The sequence below is a fragment of the Clostridiisalibacter paucivorans DSM 22131 genome, assembly GCF_000620125.1.
Classification (GTDB): Bacteria; Bacillota; Clostridia; order Tissierellales; family Clostridiisalibacteraceae; genus Clostridiisalibacter; species Clostridiisalibacter paucivorans.
In genome coordinates, this window is record NZ_JHVL01000003.1 from 71,797 (window position 1) to 91,699 (window position 19,903).

The 19,903-nt window shown below is 31.9% G+C and carries 22 protein-coding genes; all 22 read right to left on the bottom strand.

Annotated elements, in window-relative coordinates; all coding sequences use genetic code 11:
* Positions 1-134: 134 nt before the first annotated feature.
* On the bottom strand, positions 135-482 hold the full coding sequence (gene rplS / locus Q326_RS0102045) for a 50S ribosomal protein L19 (RefSeq protein WP_026893870.1): 348 nt from the start codon (positions 480-482) through the stop codon (positions 135-137).
* 95 nt (positions 483-577) lie between these two features.
* The gene (trmD, locus tag Q326_RS0102050; RefSeq protein WP_026893871.1) at positions 578-1,309 is read right to left on the bottom strand and encodes a tRNA (guanosine(37)-N1)-methyltransferase TrmD; all 732 of its coding nucleotides are present in this window, start codon (positions 1,307-1,309) and stop codon (positions 578-580) included.
* Entirely contained in the window at positions 1,306-1,803 is a 498-nt protein-coding gene (gene rimM, locus Q326_RS0102055; protein WP_026893872.1) for a ribosome maturation factor RimM, read from the bottom strand. Before rimM ends, trmD begins: the two co-directional genes overlap by 4 nt.
* A gap of 70 nt (positions 1,804-1,873) precedes the next feature.
* Entirely contained in the window at positions 1,874-2,101 is a 228-nt protein-coding gene (locus Q326_RS0102060; RefSeq protein ID WP_026893873.1) for a KH domain-containing protein, read from the bottom strand.
* Between the two features lie 23 nt (positions 2,102-2,124).
* The gene (rpsP, locus tag Q326_RS0102065) at positions 2,125-2,394 is read right to left on the bottom strand and encodes a 30S ribosomal protein S16 (RefSeq protein ID WP_026893874.1); all 270 of its coding nucleotides are present in this window, start codon (positions 2,392-2,394) and stop codon (positions 2,125-2,127) included.
* Between the two features lie 27 nt (positions 2,395-2,421).
* The gene (gene ffh / locus Q326_RS0102070) at positions 2,422-3,765 is read right to left on the bottom strand and encodes a signal recognition particle protein (protein ID WP_026893875.1); all 1,344 of its coding nucleotides are present in this window, start codon (positions 3,763-3,765) and stop codon (positions 2,422-2,424) included.
* On the bottom strand, positions 3,765-4,142 hold the full coding sequence (gene ylxM, locus Q326_RS0102075; RefSeq protein WP_026893876.1) for a YlxM family DNA-binding protein: 378 nt from the start codon (positions 4,140-4,142) through the stop codon (positions 3,765-3,767). The genes ffh and ylxM overlap by 1 nt, the downstream gene beginning before the upstream one ends.
* An 82-nt stretch (positions 4,143-4,224) precedes the next feature.
* Positions 4,225-5,265 (bottom strand): signal recognition particle-docking protein FtsY, encoded by a 1,041-nt coding sequence (gene ftsY, locus Q326_RS0102080; protein ID WP_026893877.1) that lies wholly within the window; start codon positions 5,263-5,265, stop codon positions 4,225-4,227.
* 14 nt (positions 5,266-5,279) lie between these two features.
* Positions 5,280-8,861, bottom strand: a complete 3,582-nt coding sequence (gene smc / locus Q326_RS0102085) for a chromosome segregation protein SMC (RefSeq protein WP_026893878.1) — start codon at positions 8,859-8,861, stop codon at positions 5,280-5,282.
* 26 nt (positions 8,862-8,887) lie between these two features.
* A complete protein-coding gene (locus Q326_RS0102090; protein ID WP_026893879.1) occupies positions 8,888-9,973 on the bottom strand; it encodes an elongator complex protein 3 in 1,086 nt (361 codons plus the stop codon).
* Entirely contained in the window at positions 9,966-10,679 is a 714-nt protein-coding gene (gene rnc / locus Q326_RS0102095) for a ribonuclease III (protein ID WP_026893880.1), read from the bottom strand. The genes Q326_RS0102090 and rnc overlap by 8 nt, the downstream gene beginning before the upstream one ends.
* A 185-nt stretch (positions 10,680-10,864) precedes the next feature.
* Positions 10,865-12,106: a beta-ketoacyl-ACP synthase II gene (gene fabF / locus Q326_RS0102100; protein WP_026893881.1), complete on the bottom strand. Its 1,242-nt coding sequence runs from the start codon at positions 12,104-12,106 to the stop codon at positions 10,865-10,867.
* A 61-nt stretch (positions 12,107-12,167) separates the two neighbouring features.
* Positions 12,168-12,395 carry an acyl carrier protein gene (acpP, locus tag Q326_RS0102105; RefSeq protein WP_026893882.1) on the bottom strand — a complete coding sequence of 76 codons (228 nt, stop codon included), beginning with the start codon at positions 12,393-12,395 and terminating at the stop codon, positions 12,168-12,170.
* A 41-nt stretch (positions 12,396-12,436) separates the two neighbouring features.
* The gene (fabG, locus tag Q326_RS0102110) at positions 12,437-13,183 is read right to left on the bottom strand and encodes a 3-oxoacyl-[acyl-carrier-protein] reductase (RefSeq protein WP_034600862.1); all 747 of its coding nucleotides are present in this window, start codon (positions 13,181-13,183) and stop codon (positions 12,437-12,439) included.
* 12 nt (positions 13,184-13,195) lie between these two features.
* A complete protein-coding gene (gene fabD, locus Q326_RS0102115) occupies positions 13,196-14,140 on the bottom strand; it encodes an ACP S-malonyltransferase (RefSeq protein WP_026893884.1) in 945 nt (314 codons plus the stop codon).
* Positions 14,141-14,152: 12 nt separating this feature from the next.
* Positions 14,153-15,091: an enoyl-[acyl-carrier-protein] reductase FabK gene (gene fabK / locus Q326_RS0102120; RefSeq protein ID WP_026893885.1), complete on the bottom strand. Its 939-nt coding sequence runs from the start codon at positions 15,089-15,091 to the stop codon at positions 14,153-14,155.
* A gap of 10 nt (positions 15,092-15,101) precedes the next feature.
* Complete coding sequence (locus tag Q326_RS0102125) at positions 15,102-16,091, bottom strand: beta-ketoacyl-ACP synthase III (protein ID WP_034600864.1); 990 nt, start codon at positions 16,089-16,091, stop codon at positions 15,102-15,104.
* The gene (gene plsX / locus Q326_RS0102130) at positions 16,078-17,094 is read right to left on the bottom strand and encodes a phosphate acyltransferase PlsX (protein ID WP_026893887.1); all 1,017 of its coding nucleotides are present in this window, start codon (positions 17,092-17,094) and stop codon (positions 16,078-16,080) included. The genes Q326_RS0102125 and plsX overlap by 14 nt, the downstream gene beginning before the upstream one ends.
* A gap of 26 nt (positions 17,095-17,120) precedes the next feature.
* A complete protein-coding gene (fapR, locus tag Q326_RS0102135) occupies positions 17,121-17,675 on the bottom strand; it encodes a transcription factor FapR (protein ID WP_026893888.1) in 555 nt (184 codons plus the stop codon).
* Between the two features lie 130 nt (positions 17,676-17,805).
* Positions 17,806-17,985: a 50S ribosomal protein L32 gene (gene rpmF / locus Q326_RS0102140; protein ID WP_026893889.1), complete on the bottom strand. Its 180-nt coding sequence runs from the start codon at positions 17,983-17,985 to the stop codon at positions 17,806-17,808.
* A gap of 17 nt (positions 17,986-18,002) precedes the next feature.
* On the bottom strand, positions 18,003-18,509 hold the full coding sequence (locus Q326_RS17805; protein WP_051531023.1) for a YceD family protein: 507 nt from the start codon (positions 18,507-18,509) through the stop codon (positions 18,003-18,005).
* Positions 18,510-18,611: 102 nt separating this feature from the next.
* Complete coding sequence (locus Q326_RS0102150) at positions 18,612-19,802, bottom strand: acetate/propionate family kinase (RefSeq protein ID WP_026893890.1); 1,191 nt, start codon at positions 19,800-19,802, stop codon at positions 18,612-18,614.
* Positions 19,803-19,903: the final 101 nt, after the last annotated feature.

Sequence of the window (19,903 nt, forward strand, 5' to 3'; positions counted from 1 at the left end):
TAACACCACCTTAAAAATTAGATACTATTACCATCTTTCCCTTCTAATTTTATATATAAACAATATTTTCAATTTTATATCTTATAAATAAATATTGGGACTGATAAACAGTCCCAATAAATTTAATATCTTTATTAATAATCTCTTTTCTCTTTAACTCTAGCACTCTTTCCTGTTCTTGTTCTCAAGTAATTCAATCTTGCTCTCCTTACTCTACCACTTCTTACAACTTCGATTTTTTCTATCTTAGGAGTATGAATTGGGAATGTTCTTTCAACACCAACGCCATAAGAAATTCTTCTAACAGTGAAAGTAGCTCTTGAACTCTTTCCTTGTTTTTTAAGTACAGTACCTTCAAAAACCTGAATTCTTTCTCTATTACCCTCTTTTATGTGATAATGTACCTTTACAGTATCTCCAACATTAAAATTAGGTAAGTCTTGCTTTAATTGTTCTTGTTCTAACATTTTTATTACATCCATTATTTTACCTCCTCTCTTCCTAGGTGTTCATATACTATATAGAGGACCACCCGTATTACCCATGCTATTATAGCATACATAGTGTTAAAATACAATTATTTTTCAACAACTTTTTTTATATCTTCCAATATTTTCTTATCATCCTTAGAAAGCTTAATATTTTCCAGTAAATCTTTTCTTCTCAAATATGTGAGCATTAATGATTGGTATCTTTTCCACTCTTCTATTTTCTTATGATTACCTGATAATAAAACTTCAGGAACACTTATATCATTGAAAACTCTTGGTCTTGTATACTGAGGATGCTCCAATAACCCTTCATAATGAGACTCATCCTTAAAGGAATCTTCATTTCCTAATACCCCAGGTAATAATCTTATTATTGAGTCCATTACTACCATAGCTGCTAATTCTCCACCTGTAAGCACATAATCTCCTATAGATATTTCGTCGTCTACATAATTATCTATGATCCTATTATCAATACCTTCATAATGACCACATATAAATATTATATGCTCTTCTTTTGATAGTTCTCTTGCCAAGTTCTGATTGAATACCTTTCCCTTAGGACTCATATAAATGACTCTTGCATTTTTATAGTCTAAACTTGAAAGTGCATTGTATATGGGCTCAGGTTTCATAACCATCCCTGGCCCTCCCCCAAATGGGTAGTCGTCTACTCTCTTATGTTTATCATTAGAAAAATCCCTTATATCAGTATAGTTTACAGCTACAATATTTCTATCTATTGCTCTACCCATTATGCTCTCACCCATAACTGTATCAAACATGTTCTTAAAAATAGTAAGCACATCTATTTTCATTCTATCAATCCTTCAATAGGTGATATAATCATACATTTTCTTTCAATATTTATATCTTTTATAAATTCTTTAACGGCCGGTACCATATACTGTTTATCTTCTTTCTTGATTACGTATATATCTGCCCCACCATTTTGGAGAACATCTACTACTTCACCTAAATATTTATTCTCCATATCAAATACTTCTAGTCCCACAATATCAAATATAAAATAATTATCTTCAGGTAATTTAATTGCATTCTTTTTGTCTATATAAATAAATTGTTCTTTATATTTCAAAACATCATTTATGTTATTATACTGATCAAATTTTATTATAACAAATCCTTTTTTGTACCATATTCCATCTATACTTAACTCTTCTTTATCTTCTCCTACAAATACCCTATCAAAATCCTCAAACCTTTCTTTTTCATTAGTTAAAGGTATTATCTTGAGTTCGCCCTTTATTCCTTGAGTATTGACTATTTTTCCCACTTGGATATATTCCATACATACACCTCTATATTAATAAAGTAAGAAATTAATATAAAAAAGGGACTAGATAATGCCCTAACCCCTTTTAAATAATCTCTACAACAACTCTTTTATTTTCTTTAATAGCTGCCGCTTTAACAACAGTTCTTATGGCTTTAGCAATTCTACCTTGCTTGCCAATTACCTTTCCCATATCTTCTGGGGCTACCTTTAATTCTATAATTACAGATTGAGTTCCCTCTATCTCATTAATGCTAACCTCTTCTGGATTATCTACAAGTGCCTTCGCAATAACTTCTACTAAATCACCCATTTTTCCACCCCCTGAAAGCTATATTACGCCTTCTTAACTTCTTCACACTTTTCATAAACACCGTTGCTCTTAAATAGATTACTTACTGTTTCTGTAGGTTTAGCACCATTCTTAAGCCATTGTATAGCCTTTTCATCATCTATTTTAACCTCTTTTGGTTGGGCAACTGGATTGTAATAGCCAATTTCTTCTATAAATCTTCCATCCCTTGGGGAACGAGAATCAGCAACAACTATCCTATAAAAAGGTTTCTTTTTTGCTCCCATTCTTTTCAATCTTATTTTTACTGACATTTTCTCACCTCCTTCTAGTTAGGTATGCTATTTAAACATAGGAAAATTAAATTTTCCTTTCTTTTTCATAGATTTCTCTAAGCCTGAAAACTTCTTCATCATTTTTTTAGTCTCTTTAAATTGTTTGAGCAATCTATTTACATCTTGAATTTTATTTCCACTACCTTTTGCAATCCTCTTTCGTCTGCTTCCATCTATAATATTGGGATTTACCCTTTCTGCCTTAGTCATAGATTGAATTATCGACTCTATCTTTACCAACTCTTTATCATCTACATTGAGATTTTTTAATTGTTTAGATCCCATGCCAGGTATCATTTCAAGTATCTGACTTAAAGGCCCCATATTTTTCATCTGTTCCAATTGATCAAGAAAATCTTCAAATGTAAATTCTTGATTCCTTAATTTTTTTTCTAATTCCCTAGCTTTTTTGTCATCAATAGAAGCTTGTGCCTTCTCTATAAGACTTAACACATCCCCCATACCTAGTATTCTAGACGCCATTCTATCAGGATGGAAGGGCTCCAGTTGATCCAATTTCTCGCCTAATCCCACAAATTTTATAGGTTTATCAGTTACTGCCCTTATGGATAATGCTGCTCCACCTCTAGCATCTCCGTCAAGTTTTGTTAGCACAACTCCATTTATCCCTAATTTATTGTCAAAGGTCTCTGCAACATTTACTGCATCTTGACCTGTCATAGCATCTAGTACAAGAAGTATTTCATTTGGGTTTACTTCTGACTTTATATTCTGTAATTCTTCCATAAGATTTTCATCTATATGAAGTCGTCCGGCAGTATCTATTATTATCAAATCATTTCCATGTTTTTTTCCATGCTCCAATGCAGCCTTTGCTATATCAACAGGACTTTGCTTATTTCCCATAGCAAATACTGGTATGTCCACCTTATCTCCTACCACTTGTAATTGTTTTATCGCTGCTGGCCTGTATACATCACAAGCAACTAATAAGGGTCTTTTTCCTTTCTTCTTAAGTAATGCGCCAAGTTTTCCAGAAGTTGTAGTTTTACCTGCACCTTGAAGTCCGCACATCATTATGACCGTCGGAGGATTAGGTGCAAACTCAATCTTACTTTCACTTTCACCCATTAATTTAGTTAATTCCTCATTAACTATTTTTATAACTTGTTGACCAGGAGTAAGGCTTTCCATAACTTCCTGTCCTATCGATCGCTCTTTAACAGTATTTATGAAATTTTTTACAACCTTAAAATTAACATCTGCCTCTAATAATGCTAGTTTTACTTCCCTCATAGCATTTTTTACATCTTTTTCCGATAATTTGCCTTTTCCCTTTAACTTACCCAGTGTATTTTGAAGCTTCTCAGCTAAGCTTTCAAAAACCATTATTTAACCTCCTGATTATTATCTAATATTCCTTCAGCCAATCTCTTTATTACTTTAGCTTTTTTTACACAATCTATATAGTCATTGTCATTATAGCTAATAATTTCGTCTACAATTTTTAGTATCTCATTAATATTTTTATTGTTATTTTTAAATCTATATATCAATCCTAACTTTTCTTCATACCCATACAATTTTTCTTCTGCTCTCTTTATATTATCATATACCCCTTGTCTACTTATATTTATATTTTCTCCAATTTCAGCTAAAGACAGGTCATGTATATAGTACTGCTCAATACAAAGGTATTGCTTCTTACTTAATAATTTACCATAAAAATCAAACAAAATACCTATTTCCACTATTTTTTCAAACATATAACTCACCAACCATTTTTTTGGTGTAAAGCTATCTCCTTGACAGAGATATTTTATAATAAAAAGATTTCATTGTCAACCATTATTCAAAAATTGCATTCACAAAGTCTTCTGGATTAAAATCCTGCAAATCATTTATTCCTTCTCCTACTCCCACAAGCTTAACTGGTACCTTTAGTTCTGATTGAACAGCTAACACAACTCCTCCCTTTGCAGTACCATCTAGTTTAGTAAGCACTATACCTGAAATATCACAAGCTTCTTTAAATAATTTTGCTTGTAATACAGCATTTTGTCCTGTAGTTGCATCAACAACCAATAGTACTTCTTTAACAGCATTGGAATATTCTCTATCAACTATCCTAAATATTTTATTTAATTCATTCATTAAGTTTTTCTTGTTGTGTAATCTACCTGCAGTATCACAAATTAATATATCTGTATTCCTAGCTTTTGCGGCTTGTATCCCATCAAAGATTACCGCCGCTGGATCAGAACCCTCATTATGGGATATTATATCTACATTAGCCCTATTAGACCATTCTTCTAATTGTTCTATAGCTGCAGCCCTAAATGTATCACCTGCTGCTATAAGCACTTTTTTGCCTTCTCTTCTAAACCTATATGCCAATTTGCCAATAGTAGTAGTTTTTCCTACACCATTTACTCCAACAACTAACACTATAGCTGGAGAAGGAGTTATATTCAGCTCATTTTCTTCAACCTCTGTTAATATCTCCGTTAATTCTTCCTTCAATAGATTTCTTATATCACTGACCTCTGTGAGTTTTCTCTCTTTAACTTTATCTTTTACATCTTCAATTATTCTCAAGGTAGTCTCCACACCCACATCAGCAGTTATCAACACCTCTTCCAATTCTTCAAATAATTCTTCATCTATTTTTCTATAAGACTTTAATATATTATCTACCTTATCTGTTATTCCCTTTTTGGTTTTTTCAAGACCACTCTTTAATTTAGAAAAAAGCCCTGCCTTAGATGGCGTTTCTTCAAAATCTTCTTTCTCTTGTATCTCTTCCTCATCTATAACTTCTTCGTTTATAACTTCTTCGTTTATTATATTTTTTTCTTTTTTATTTTTTTTAAAAAAACTTTTAAACATTAATTTTTCCTCCTTTAACTAGCCTTTTCAGATTGTTTTTCCGATAATTTAACAGATACTAATCTACTTATGCCTTCTTCTTCCATCGTTACACCATATAAGGAATCTACTGATTCCATCGTTCCCTTTCTATGGGTTATAACTATAAATTGTGTGTTTTCTATAAACTCTTTTAGATAATCCGCAAACCTATATACATTGGCATCATCTAAGGCTGCTTCTATCTCATCCAATATACAAAAAGGTGATGGCTTCAATTTTAGTATAGCAAAGAGTAATGAAATTGCTGTTAAAGCCTTTTCTCCACCTGATAATAGAGATATATTTTGAAGTTTTTTACCTGGAGGTTGAGCTATTATATCTATCCCTGTAGTCAATATATCTTCTTTATCAACCAGATATATATCTGCCTTTCCTCCTCCAAAAAGTTTACTAAATATCTCTTTAAAATTTTCTCTAATTATTTTAAAATTATATAAAAATTGTTCTTTCATCTTTTTTTCCATATCTTTTATAACTTTTTTTAATCTCTTCTTAGCGTCAACCAAATCACTCTGCTGACTAGTTATAAACTCAAATCTTTCTTTTATAGTTTCATATTCTTCTATAGAATTCATATTTACTGTACCTAAGTCCTTTATTTTGGCCTTTATCTTTTTTATATCATTTTGAACTTTAGTTACATTTTCTATATTTTCTTTATATTTTAATGCCATTTGATAAGATAATTCATATTCTTCCCAGAGCTTATTATTATAGTTTTCTAATTGCATATCATATTTAGCTTTCTTTACCTCAATAGTATTTTTACTCTTTTCTAAATCTTTTATTTTTTCCTCTAATTTATCAAATTCCAACTGTTTTTTTTCTAAAAATTGATTTTTAACCACCCTTTTATTTTTTAATTCAATTATAGTATTGGCATAATCATCTATATTTAGTTGCAATTCTTCCTCTTTAGACTTTAAATCCTCTGTATATACTTTTAATACTTTAACAGTATCCTTGTTTTTATTAAGTTCTTCTTTCCTTTCACATATATTCCCTTCTAATAAAGTAATATCCTCTGTGACTCTATCAATATTTTGTAAAATGCCTTTAAATTCCTGATTTAATGATGCTTTTTTTATTTTTAATTCATTTAATAAAGCATATGCCTCTTTTCTCTGTTTCTTTTCACTATCAGACTTCATAACCATATTATTTACATCTTCTTGAGTTATATTGTTCTTTTCCTTTAATTTAAGCAATTCATCTTCTATACTCTTAATTTGTTCATTGGATTCTTTTAATTCTTCATCAAGTTGATTTTTTTCTTCCTGAAGTAAATCTCTATTCTTTTCCATTCTGTTAATCTCACTAATTATATTATTTATATCATTTTCTAATTTTATATGATTTATATTATAATTCCCCAACTGTTCCTCTAAATCATCGATATTATTTTGTAAGCTGGCAAGTTTATTCTCCATTTCATGGCGTTTTTTATTTACGCTGATGAACTCTTCTTTCAATTTTGTCAATTCTTTTTTCAATTCACCAATCTGTCTATCTCTAGCTAATAAATTAGTATTACTATTATTAATACTTCCCCCTGTCATAGAACCCCCTGGATTCAAAACATCTCCATCTAATGTTACTATTTTTAAGGAATGGTTGTATGCTCTGGCTATCTTAATACCATAATCAATATTTTGTACAACTAATACCCTCCCAAGTAAGTATCCCAAAATATTAGTGTAATCCTTATCATATCTTATTAACTCAGAAGCAACACCTATAATACCCTTTGTAGAAAGCAATTTTCTCTCCCTATTATTTAACCCTCTTGGTTTAATACTTTCCATTGGCAATAATGTAACACGACCACCCTTAATCTTTTTCAAATAATTTATTATTTTTTTAGCATCATCAGCAGTTTCAGTAACAATATTTTGTAATGTACTTCCCAATGCTACTTCTATAGCCTTCTCATACTGTTTATCCACATTTATTAGCTCTGCAACTACACCTCTTACAGCTTTACCTAATATAGATCTTCCCTTACAATATTTTAGCACAGTCCTAACACTTCTATAGTAGCCTTCATAATCACCTTTCATATCATTTAATACTTTATATTTAGATTCTTTTGTATTTATTGATGTCTTTAAAGTGTCTAATTCATTTAAAACTGTTTTAAATGAATTATTAATATTGGTTTTATTCTCAATTTTCCTTGATTTGTCTTCTTTAATCTTTTCTATAGTTTTTGTTATATCTGACAACTCTTTTTTCTTATATTCTAAATTTTCATATATGCTTTTTAAATTTTCAGTCTGGTCATTGGCTTCAATATCAATTTGCTTAAGTCTTTTAACAATATTTCTATTAAAACTGTTAATAGTATTTATTTCTCCTTTTTTGTCAGCAATTAAATTAAGAAACTGTATCATATCGCCTTTTTTATCTTCAATATCTTTTTCTTTGAAATTAATTTCTGTATCTATTTCATTGATATAAGATAATTTGATTTCTATCTCACTTTCTATCTCTTGTACCTCTTTTCTAAATTCCTCTTTTTTAGTATTTAACATCACTTTTTCCTGTTCTAAACCAGATACTTTCTTATGAAGACTAACTATTTCTTCCTCAATTCTATTTATTTCTTTTAATGAAAAAGATATCTTCTCATCATTCAATTTACATTGACTATTATTCTTCTCTAATAAGTTTTGAGCCCTATATTTATCATTATTTATTTGGTCAATGGTATCATTTAACTTATCTGTCTCAGTCTGAATATCCTGCAATACATTTTCTAGTTTAGACTTTTCATTATTATTATAAGATATTTGATCATTTATGAGCTGCTGTTGATTCTCTATATGTAGCAGTTGATCCCTTAATCTTTCAATCTCTCTTACAAAAAGATTGACCTCATTATTTTTTAGTTTTTCGGAAAGAGCTATATACTCCTTAGCATCTTTACTTTGTTTTTCTAAAGGATCTAATTGTTTTTCTAATTCTAACTTTATATCATTTATTCTTATAAGGTTGTCCTCTGTTTTTTCAAGTTTTTTTTCCGCCTCTTGCTTTCTAGTCTTATATTTTACTATTCCTGCTGCTTCCTCAAAAAGTAATCTTCTATCCTCAGATTTAGAACTTAATATATTGTCTATTTTTCCCTGTCCAATAATAGAATATCCATCAATGCCTATACCAGTATCCATAAACAATTCTTTTATATCTTTTAGCCTACATGATGTCTTGTTTATATAGTATTCACTTTCACCAGACCTAAAAACCCTTCTGGTTACACTCACCTCAGAATAGTCTATAGGCATTTTTTCGTCTTTATTATCTAACACCAATGTTACCTCACAAAATCCTAAAGGTTTTCTTTTTGCCGTGCCAGTAAATATAACATCTTCCATTTTACTTCCCCTTAGAGTCTTGGCACTTTGTTCTCCTAGAACCCATCTTATAGCATCAGAAATATTGCTTTTCCCACTACCATTTGGCCCAACTATACCAGTTATTCCCTTTTCAAAATCTATTTTAGTCTTATCAGCAAAAGATTTGAATCCCTGAAGCTCTATTCTCTTTAAATACAAAAAACTCACCTCTCTTGAAAGCTAAGTCACATCAAGCCTTCTTCCTTTAGATATTTTTTAGTATATTCTCGTAAGTTAATTTCAAAGTTTTTATTATCAATATTTATATTTATATTATATCTTTCAATTGAATCTTCAAATATTTTTATCCTTTTTATATTATATTTCTTCTTAAAATATTCTATATTATTCTTTTTATGACCTACTATATTATTTATATCTTCACTATTTGCTAATATTTTTATTTCATCATATGATATGCACTGTTCCTTCATAAACATATTAATAATTATTTTAAACATATTCCCTTCTACCAATTGTCTAATAGCAGGATGAAATGGACCTCCTACCACATCTCCATGTAAAGAGATGTTTTCTGTAGGTTGCAATCCTATTCTTATGACATCTATGTTATTGTATAAAAACATCATCAACAGTTTACTGCAAATATTTACTGTGTCTTCCAAGCCCATGGGATTATATTCTTCATTCTTATACATTTTTTCTAAATAAGTATCTTTTACTACTAGAGTAGGGTAAATTCTAACAAAATCAGGTGCTAAATTTATAATTTGATGGGCAGTTTTAATAGATTTTTCTTCGGTATCTTCTGGCAACCCTAGCATCATTTGGATCCCCAATTTAAATTCATACCTTTTTATTAAATTAACCGCATTGATGACATCCTCAGCATTATGTCCCCTTTTACTGGCAAAAAGTACACTATCATCTAAGGATTGTACTCCCAATTCAATTATATCTACCCCATGTTCTTTTAACATAGTTAAAATACTTATATCTATACAATCTGGACGTGTAGATAGCCTTATAAGATCAATTTCTCCCTTTTCCTTATATTCATTGGCAATAGAGAGAAAAGTTTTTTGGATTTCAAAATCTATTGCAGTAAAACTCCCACCGAAAAAAGATATCTCTAATATGGCATTAGATTTAGGTAATGTCATTAAATATTCCTCTATAATATTTCTTACATCCTTTTCAGTTAAATCTGTGGTTATCCCCGTTATTTTTTTCTGATTACAAAAAACACAATCATTGGGACAGCCCCTATGTGGTACAAAAATAGGAATGATGTAACGTTTCTTAGACATCTACATCACCTAATCCTATTAAAGCTGCCTTAGCTGCATTTTGTTCAGCTTCTTTTTTACTCTTACCTTTACCTGCACCTAATATATGTTCATTATTATTTACTTCTACAAAAAAAATCTTATTGTGATCAGGCCCTTCTTCCTTTACTACCCTATAAACTATATTAGAATGGGATTCCTGTTGTATTATTTCCTGCAATTGAGTTTTATAGTCTAAAAAGAGCCTACCTTCAGCTGCTTGTTCTATAAATGGGTTCAAATTATACAATACAAAGTTTCTTGAAGCATCAAAGCCTCCATCAAGATATATTGCACCAATAATCGCTTCAAAGGCATCTGCCAAAATAGAATTCCTTTTTCTTCCTCCTGTACCTTCCTCTCCTCTTCCCAAAAACAAATATTCTCCAAGTCTTATATTTCTTGCAGCAGAAGACAAGGTATTTTCACATACAACTATAGCTCTAAATCTAGTGAGATCACCTTCTGGGTGATTAGTATATTTTTTAAAAATATAATCACTTACAATTAATCCCAAAACCGAATCTCCAAGAAACTCTATTCTCTCATTGTTTTTTATCTTATCAGATTTTTGTTCATTGGAATAGGAACTATGGGTAAGTGCCCGTATAAGTAAACTCTTATCCTTAAATTTATATTTAATCCTATCCTCAATTTCTTTAACTATATTCTTCTTCTTATCATTCATATTTACCCTCCACACGATAATTAGGTAAAATCGTAAATATTGCAATGTGGATTGAAATACTTACGACATTACCCAATATATAGTTTACTATATATTATATAATCCATGCAAACAAAAGTACTTTTGTTTGCATGGATTATATTAATAAAATCTAACCACGTATATGAAATGTATTTTTTAATTTATCAAATGTATTTTTTAACTATTATAGATGCATTATGTCCGCCAAATCCTAGGGAATTTGACATAGCATAATTTACCCTTTGATTAATTCCTTCGTTTGGTACATAGTCTAAATCACATTCTTCATCGTTTACTTCATAATTGATTGTAGGAGGTATAAAATCTTCAGATACACTCAAAGCTAATACTATACCTTCTATTCCTCCAGCCGCTCCCAATAAATGCCCTGTCATAGATTTAGTAGAACTCACCTTTAATTTATACGCATGTTCACCAAAAACAGATTTAATAGCCATGGTTTCAAACTTGTCATTATATGGAGTAGATGTACCATGGGCATTTATATAGTCTATAGCTGTAGGATCAATTTCAGCATCTTTTAATGCTAAAGATATGGCCCTTGCTGCACCTTCCCCTTGTTCTGCAGGAGCTGTAATATGATATGCATCTGCACTCATACCATATCCAACTACTTCCCCATATATTGTTGCTCCTCTATTTATTGCATGCTCCAATTCTTCTAATATAAGTATTCCTGCACCTTCTCCCATTACAAATCCATCTCTATCCTTGTCAAATGGTCGACTAGCCTTTTGAGGTTCATCATTTCTAGTCGAAAGTGCCTTCATGGAACAAAATCCCGCTACAGCTAATGGTGTTATAGATGCTTCAGTACCTCCACTTATCATTATATCTGCATCTCCTCGCTGTATAACCTTAAATGCATCCCCTATTGCATTAGTTGAAGATGCACAAGCAGTAACCACTGTTTCATTAGGTCCCCTCGCTCCAAAGGCTATAGAAATTTGTCCAGCAGCCATATTTCCTATCATCATAGGAATAAAAAAAGGACTTACTCTTTTAGGACCTCTTTTTAATAATTTTTCATATTGTTCCTCAAGGGTAGTCAATCCACCAATGCCACAACCTAAAATAACCCCAAATTTATCTTTATTAATTTTTCCTAAATCAATTCTAGAATCCTTAACCGCCATCATACTAGCTGCCAAGCCATATTGAGTAAATAAATCCATCCTCTTTGCTTCTTTTTTATCTAAATACTCCGTCGGCTTAAAATCCTTAACCTCCCCAGCTATCTTAGCTGGATAATCAGTAGTGTCAAATTTAGTAATATTGCCAATTCCATTTTTTCCTTCTCTTATAGCTTTAAAAAAATCTTCCTTGCCGTTACCTATAGGACTTATTATTCCAACGCCAGTAATTACTACTCGTTTTTTTTCCATATTGTCACCACCAATACCTTTTATATTTAAGGCCCCGATTGTATCGGGACCTGAAACATTATTATATATGTTCCTTTATATAATTTACTGCATCTTTCACAGTTTTAATCTTTTCTGCATCCTCATCAGGTATTTCTAAATCAAATTCATCTTCTATAGCCATTATTAGTTCAACAACATCTAACGAATCTGCATCAAGATCTTCTTGAAATGAAGCTTCCATTGTTATCTCGCTTTCTTCAACCTCTAATTGATCAGCAACTATAACCTTTAATTTTTCAAATGCCATATTACACACCTCCTTTCAAAGTCATTCATATATTCTTAATATTAATTAGTGCCCAATCCTCCATCTACAACAATAACTTGACCAGTAATGTATTTAGCATAATCACTAGCTAAAAAAGCAACGGCATTGGCAACATCATCAGGTTGACCAAGTTTGTTTAAAGCAATCCCCTTTATATATTCAGCTTTTATTTTATCTGGCAATTTATCAGTCATATCTGTTTCTATAAATCCTGGAGCAATAGCATTAACCCTTATATTCTTTTTCCCTACTTCTTTAGCCAAAGATTTAGTAAGACCTATAATTCCAGCCTTTGAAGCAGAATAATTACATTGACCTGCATTTCCAGTTAATCCTACTATAGAAGATATATTTATTATACTCCCATGCTTCTGTTTTATCATTTTCCTTATTATGGACTTTGTAACATTAAAGCTACCTTTAAGATTAATATCTAATACTAAATCCCAATCTTCTTCAGTCATTCTCATAATTAAATTATCTTTAGTAATTCCTGCATTATTCACAAGTATATCTATTTTATTAAATTTACTTAGTGCCTCATCTATTAAGTTCTTAGCTTGTTCAACATTAGACACATCCGCCTTTATTGCAATCCCTTCACTTCCTAATTCCTTTATTTCATCTACAACTTTATTTGCCTTTGTTTCATTGCTAGAATAGTTGATTATAACATTAGCACCTAAAGAAGCCAATTTCAATGCTATCGATTTACCAATTCCTCTAGAGCCTCCAGTAATCAATGCAACTTTTCCCTCTAAATTCATCAATATCCTCCTTTAAAGAAGTTCTTTTTTAATTTTCAATATATCATCCATACACTCAACATTATAACATTTGACCTTTTTCTTCATCTTTCTAGACGTCTTTTTAGTAAATGTAGTAAGAGTTTTACCTGGCCCTACTTCTACAAAAGTCTCAACTCCATCATTTATCATTTTTTCAGTTACATCCTGCCAAAGCACAGATTTATATACCTGACTAACTAAAATATCTTTAATATTATCATCTTCTGAAATATAATCCCCTGTAACACTGGAAATTATATCTTTATTTTTCTGATTAAAATCAACATCGTTAAGAACTAATTTCAATTTATCTCCTGCGGGCTTAAGTAAACTGCAGTGAAAAGGTGCACTTACCGGAAGGCGTATTGCCCTTTTACATCCATTTTCCTTTGCTATTTCACAAGCAGACTCTACAGCGTCAATCTCCCCAGATATAACTATTTGACCTGGGCAATTAAAATTAGCGGCTTCAACTATGCCCTTTTTACTGGCTTCATCCAATACATCATTTATCTTGTCTCTTTCAAGCCCTATAAGAGCAGCCATTGTTCCTCTACCTATAGGTACTGCTTCTTGCATATATTTACCCCTAAGCTTTACTATTTTAATAGCATCAGCAAAATCCAATACCCCTCCATATACTAATGAACCATACTCTCCTAAACTCAATCCACCAGTGATATCTGCCTTAAATCCCAATTCTTCTAAGACTTTAGTAATTGCCATACATACAGTCAATATAGCAGGTTGTGTATTTTCAGTTTTAACCAGATCACTTTCAGGGCCTTCAAAACACATTTTACTTATATTAAATCCAAGGAACTCGTTTGCTATATCAAATATCTTTTTTGCTTCCTTACTCTTTTCTACAATATCCTTGCCCATTCCCAAATATTGCGCACCCTGACCAGGATATATGATAGCTATTTTTCCCATTTAACATCACCTCTAAATATCATTTAGGTTTTCTCTTATATCAGATGCCTCTCTAATTATATCCTCTATTACCTCTTTACAGCTCTTTATATCCTTTACAAGGCCACTTATTTGACCTGCCATAACAGAACCACATTTAATATCTCCATCTATAACTGCATTTCTAAGAGCTCCCATTCCTATTTTCTCCATCTCTTCCAAAGAAGCATTATTTTTTTCTAATTCCATGTACTTTTTATATAATTTGTTTTTAAGTATTCTAACAGGATGACCAGTAGTTCTGCCCGTCACCACAGCATCTCTATCTTTGGCCTTAAGAATAAACTTTTTATAATTTTCATGCACCTCACACTCTTCAGTACAAACAAATCTTGTTCCTATTTGAACACCTTTAGCTCCTAAAGTCAGTGCAGCTAAAAAACCTCTCCCATCTGCTATCCCTCCAGCTGCAATAACCGGGATACTAACAGCATCAACTATTTGAGGCACTAAAGACATAGTGGTAAGTTCTCCTATATGTCCACCAGCCTCTGTTCCTTCAACTATTATGGCATCAGCACCTGACCTTTCCATCCTTTTAGCTAATGCAACCGATGGAACTACAGGTATAATTTTTGTACCTATCTGTTTAAACTTATCAAGATACTTACCTGGATTGCCTGCACCAGTAGTTATTACTGGCACCCTTTCTTTATATAATAAATCCATTACTTCTTCAATAAAAGGAGACAATAGCATAGCATTTACTCCAAAACTCTTGTCTGTCATAGATTTTATTTTCTTTATTTCTTTTTCTATAACCTCAGCAGGCGCATTACCACAACCTATAATGCCCAAACCCCCTGCATTGGATACTGCTGCTGCCAACTCTGCAGTGGCAACCCAAGCCATACCCCCTTGCAATATGGGATATTCTATATCTAAAAGTTCACATATTTCTGTTTTAAACATTTAATTCCTCCTATCTATGCCATTCTAGTACACAAGAGCCCCATGTCAATCCTCCACCAAATCCCACAAGTAAAACATTATCTCCATTCTTAATGTTGCCCTTTTTCAACGCCTCATCCAATGCAACAGGAATAGATGCCGCCGACATATTACCATATTTATCTAAGTTCACAAATACCTTGTCTTCTGTCATCTTCAATCTCTTCCTTGCAGCATTTATTATTCTAATATTAGCTTGATGAGGAATGAGATAATCTATATCAGATAACTCAAGGCCACTTTTCTGTATAACCTTCTTCGATGCCTCATCCATAATCTTTACAGCAAATTTGAAAACTCCATTTCCTTCCATTTGCACATAATGTAATCTCTGATCCACAGTCTCATGAGTAGCAGGATATAATGAACCTCCTGCTGGCTGTTTTAGATATTCAGCACCTTTTCCATCAGCTCCTATATCTATAGCTAATATCCCTCCATGCTCTACTTTGCTCATAACCACTGCTCCAGCACCATCTCCAAATAAAATGCATGTGTTTCTATCTTTCCAATCTATAATTTTAGATAGTGCATCGGCACTAATTACAAGCACATTTTTATAAATACCCGAATTTATATAGCCATATGCTACAGACATACCATATAAAAAACCTGAACATGCAGCCTCTAAATCAAAAGCTGCCGCATTTGTACATCCTAGCTCCCTTTGCACAATACAACCCGTCGAAGGAAATGCCATATCAGGAGTTATAGTTGTAACTATTATAAGATCTATATCTTCAGGACATAACCCAGCATCCTTTAATGCCAATTCTCCAGCTTTTATACACATGAAAGATGTAGCTTTATCTTCATCCAATATCCTTCTTTCAACTATCCCAGTTCTACTCCTTATCCACTCATCATTTGTATCTACCATCTTTTCAAGCTCTTTATTTGTAACTATTTTTTCTGGCAAGTAACTTCCTATACCTATAATCCCTACTTTATTCTTTTCCAAACGTATCCTTCCCTTCTAACCTATGGATTTCTGACTGTACAATATCTACCACTTTATTTTCACTAAATATCTTTGCCTGTTTTATAGCATTTTTTATAGCAATATTATCAGAACTTCCATGGGCTTTTATTACGGGCTTCTTCACTCCCAGCAATGGGGCTCCTCCATATTCTCTATAATCTAAGTCCGCTTTAAATGCCTTTAACCCAGGCTTTAACATCAAAGCTCCTAATTTAGTTAGACTATTTTTCATGAATGCCTTTTTCAAAAGGCTAAAAATAGTCTCAGCAAGCCCTTCAGTAAGTTTTAATATTATATTTCCCACAAAACCATCACACACCAACACATCTACAATTCCTTTGGGTATATCTCTAGCTTCTACATTTCCATAGAAATTTATATCAGTTCCTTGCAATAAGCCAAAGCTTTCTTTAGTAAGCTCATTTCCTTTACCTTCCTCTGTTCCTATGTTTACCAATCCAACAGAGGGACTATCTATCCCTAAAACCCTTTGACAATATATACTTCCCATTACAGCAAAATGTTGTAAATGTTTTGGCCTACAGTCCGCATTGGCTCCTACATCCATCAATAACGATACACCTTTACTAGTAGGATATACTGTTGCCAAAGCAGGTCTATCAATGCCCTTTGTTCTTCCTACTATAAAAAGCCCTCCACTTAATAGTGCTCCAGTATTACCTGCTGAAATAAATGCATCTACTTCACTATTTTTCAAAAGCTTTAAACCTACTACCATTGAAGAATTTTTCTTTCTTCTTATAGCCATTACAGGTTTGTCTTCATTGGTTATTATTTCCTCAGCATTTATTATTTCAATTTTTTCCTCATTGAATTCATACTTCGATAATTCTTTTCTGATTTTACCCTCTATTCCAACTAATACAATATGTACTCCATACTCCTTAATAGCATCTATAGAACCTTTAACTACTGAATTAGGTGCTTTGTCTCCACCCATAGCATCAACTGCGATCTTCATGAAACCCCTCCTAAAATACATATCTGTTAAACAGAAACCAATATGAATTTTCCTCTAAACACCTGTTCCTGTCCTGCATATATAAATACATGGACAAAATATTTGTTAGTTCTTTGCCTCACAACTTCTGCCTTAGCCACAAGTTTTTGCCCTGCCTTTACCGGTGTTTTATATTTTATATTAGCCACACCCGTCACAGCTACATTTGCATCTATAACAGCCATAGCAATAGATTCTGCTTGGGCAAAAATATGATGCCCCCTAATTATATTAGTCTTTTTAAAAGCCATTTCTTCTGTGGTCTCCAATATAGATATTCCATTTTCTCCCAAATTTAGATCTACTAATTCCCCTACTATCTCAGTTCCTCCAATGGATTTCACCTTGGAATAATTCATCTCTGCAACATTTTTTATCCTCTCTCTTAATTCTGGAATGCCTAGTTCCAATCTATCTAATCTTATAGTCTGAATGCTTACACCAAATATTTCCATCAACTCTTCATCTGTTAAAAATGGATCTTCTTTTAATCTCTTTTTTAGGTTTTCTTGCCTTTCTTTCTTGGATAGTCTTTTTTTCATAATTCCACCTCAAGTTATAACTTCAATTTAGTACCTGTTACTAACACTTAGTATATATCATTGGTTATAAAAATTCAAGCTTTTTATTGCAAAATAAAAAAGATAGCGAAATTAATCACTATCTTTAAAATTATTGTGCATCTATAACTTCTTCATTTTTATAATATCCACATTCTTTACATACTCTATGAGGTAATTTTAACTCATGGCATTGTGGACACTCTACAAACATTGGTTTGTTTAACTTGCTATTAGAGGCTCTTCTTTTATCTCTTTTAGCCTTAGACGTTTTTCGCTTAGGTACAGCCATTATGACACCCCCTTAAATCAATCTATTAATTCCTTTAATTTAGCCAGACGAGGATCAATATCTATATCACTGCATCCACAGTCTCCCTCATTCAAATCCTTTCCACATTGAGGACAAATCCCTTTACAATCCTCTTTACATGTAGATTTCATAGGTAAAGACATCATTATTAAAAAAACCGCTACCTCTTTTAAATCAATCTTGCCTTTATCATAGTGTATAACAAAGATATCATCTTCTTCATCTACTGTTTTTCCTTTTTCAAGTACAATACCATCAAAAGATATAGTATTGCTATTCTTAAATTCAATTAAACACCTATCACATACATCTATATACTCATAAAATAAATCTCCATATACAAATATATCTTCTTCTGATTTTAGTATTTTACCATCAAAGGATATTGGCCAATTAAATTTTAATATCTTTCCATTAACCTTCAAATCTTTAATACGAAATTTTTCTGATATAGAAATCTCATCAACTATACCATTTAAAATTTTTGAAATATCGACAATCATTCAAATCACCTCATGATAATAGCCAAACTCAATTATATAAACTGATGAGATCTTTGTCAAGAGTTTTTTATTGTTATTTTTAGCTAAAAAATATAATATGGATTAAGCATATTTTACTGTATCTCTAGCTATCATAAGTTCTTCATTTGTAGGTATTATTAGAACCTTAACTTTAGAATCACCAGCACTTATTAAAATTTCTTCTCCTCTAGTATTATTCTTTTCTTCATCTATATTTATACCTAAGAATTGAAGCCCTTCACAGATATCTTTTCTAGCAGCAGCAGAGTTTTCGCCTAGTCCTGCTGTAAATACTATTACATTGACTCCATCCATTATTGCAGCATATGCACCAATATATTTTTTCACTCTGGCAGTAAATTTATCCAATGCTAATTTAGCCCTTTGATCGCCTTTGTCCGCAGCTCCTTCTATATCTCTAAAATCACTGCTAACGCCAGAAATGCCCAAAACTCCTGATTCTTTGTTCAACAAATTATTTATACCATCTATATCCAAATTTTCTTTTTCCATCAAATATGTTATTATAGCTGGATCTAAGTCTCCAGACCTTGTCCCCATAGCAAGTCCTTCTAATGGAGTAAAGCCCATACTTGTATCTATAGATTTACCATTCTTAACCGCTGTCAAACTTGCACCATTTCCTAAGTGACAAGTTATTAGTTTTAAGTCCTCTAATTTCTCATTTAGCATTTCAGCAGCTCTATTTGCAACATATTTGTGAGATGTTCCATGGAAACCATATCTTCTTATACCATATTTTTCGTAAAGTTCATATGGAATAGGATATATGTAAGATGATGCTGGCATAGTTTGATGGAAAGCAGTATCAAATACAGCTACCATAGGAGTATTTGGCATCAATTCCTTACATGCATTAATACCCATAATATTTGGTGGATTATGAAGTGGCGCTAATTCTGCACATTCCTCTATAGCTTTCATTACTTCATCATCAATTTTTACTGAATCAGAAAATTTTTCTCCTCCATGCACTACTCTATGTCCCACTGCACCTATCTCATCCATTGATTTTACTGCACCATGTTCAGGATTCACTAGGGCATCCAATACTATCTTAAGCGCTACCTTATGATTTTCCATAGGTTTTTGTATAACTACTTTTTCTTTCCCTGTAGGTTTATGGGTTATTACCGAACCTTCTATACCTATTCTTTCTCCTAAACCTTTAGCTAAAACACTTTCATTAGTCATGTCAATTAATTGATATTTTAATGATGAACTTCCACAGTTAATAACTAGTACTTTCATGTTCTACCTCCTAGACATTATATTCTCAATAATACAATATTAATATATTAAACAAAAAAAATCAACCTCATTGAAATTTTTATTATTTTAATTTGTATTAT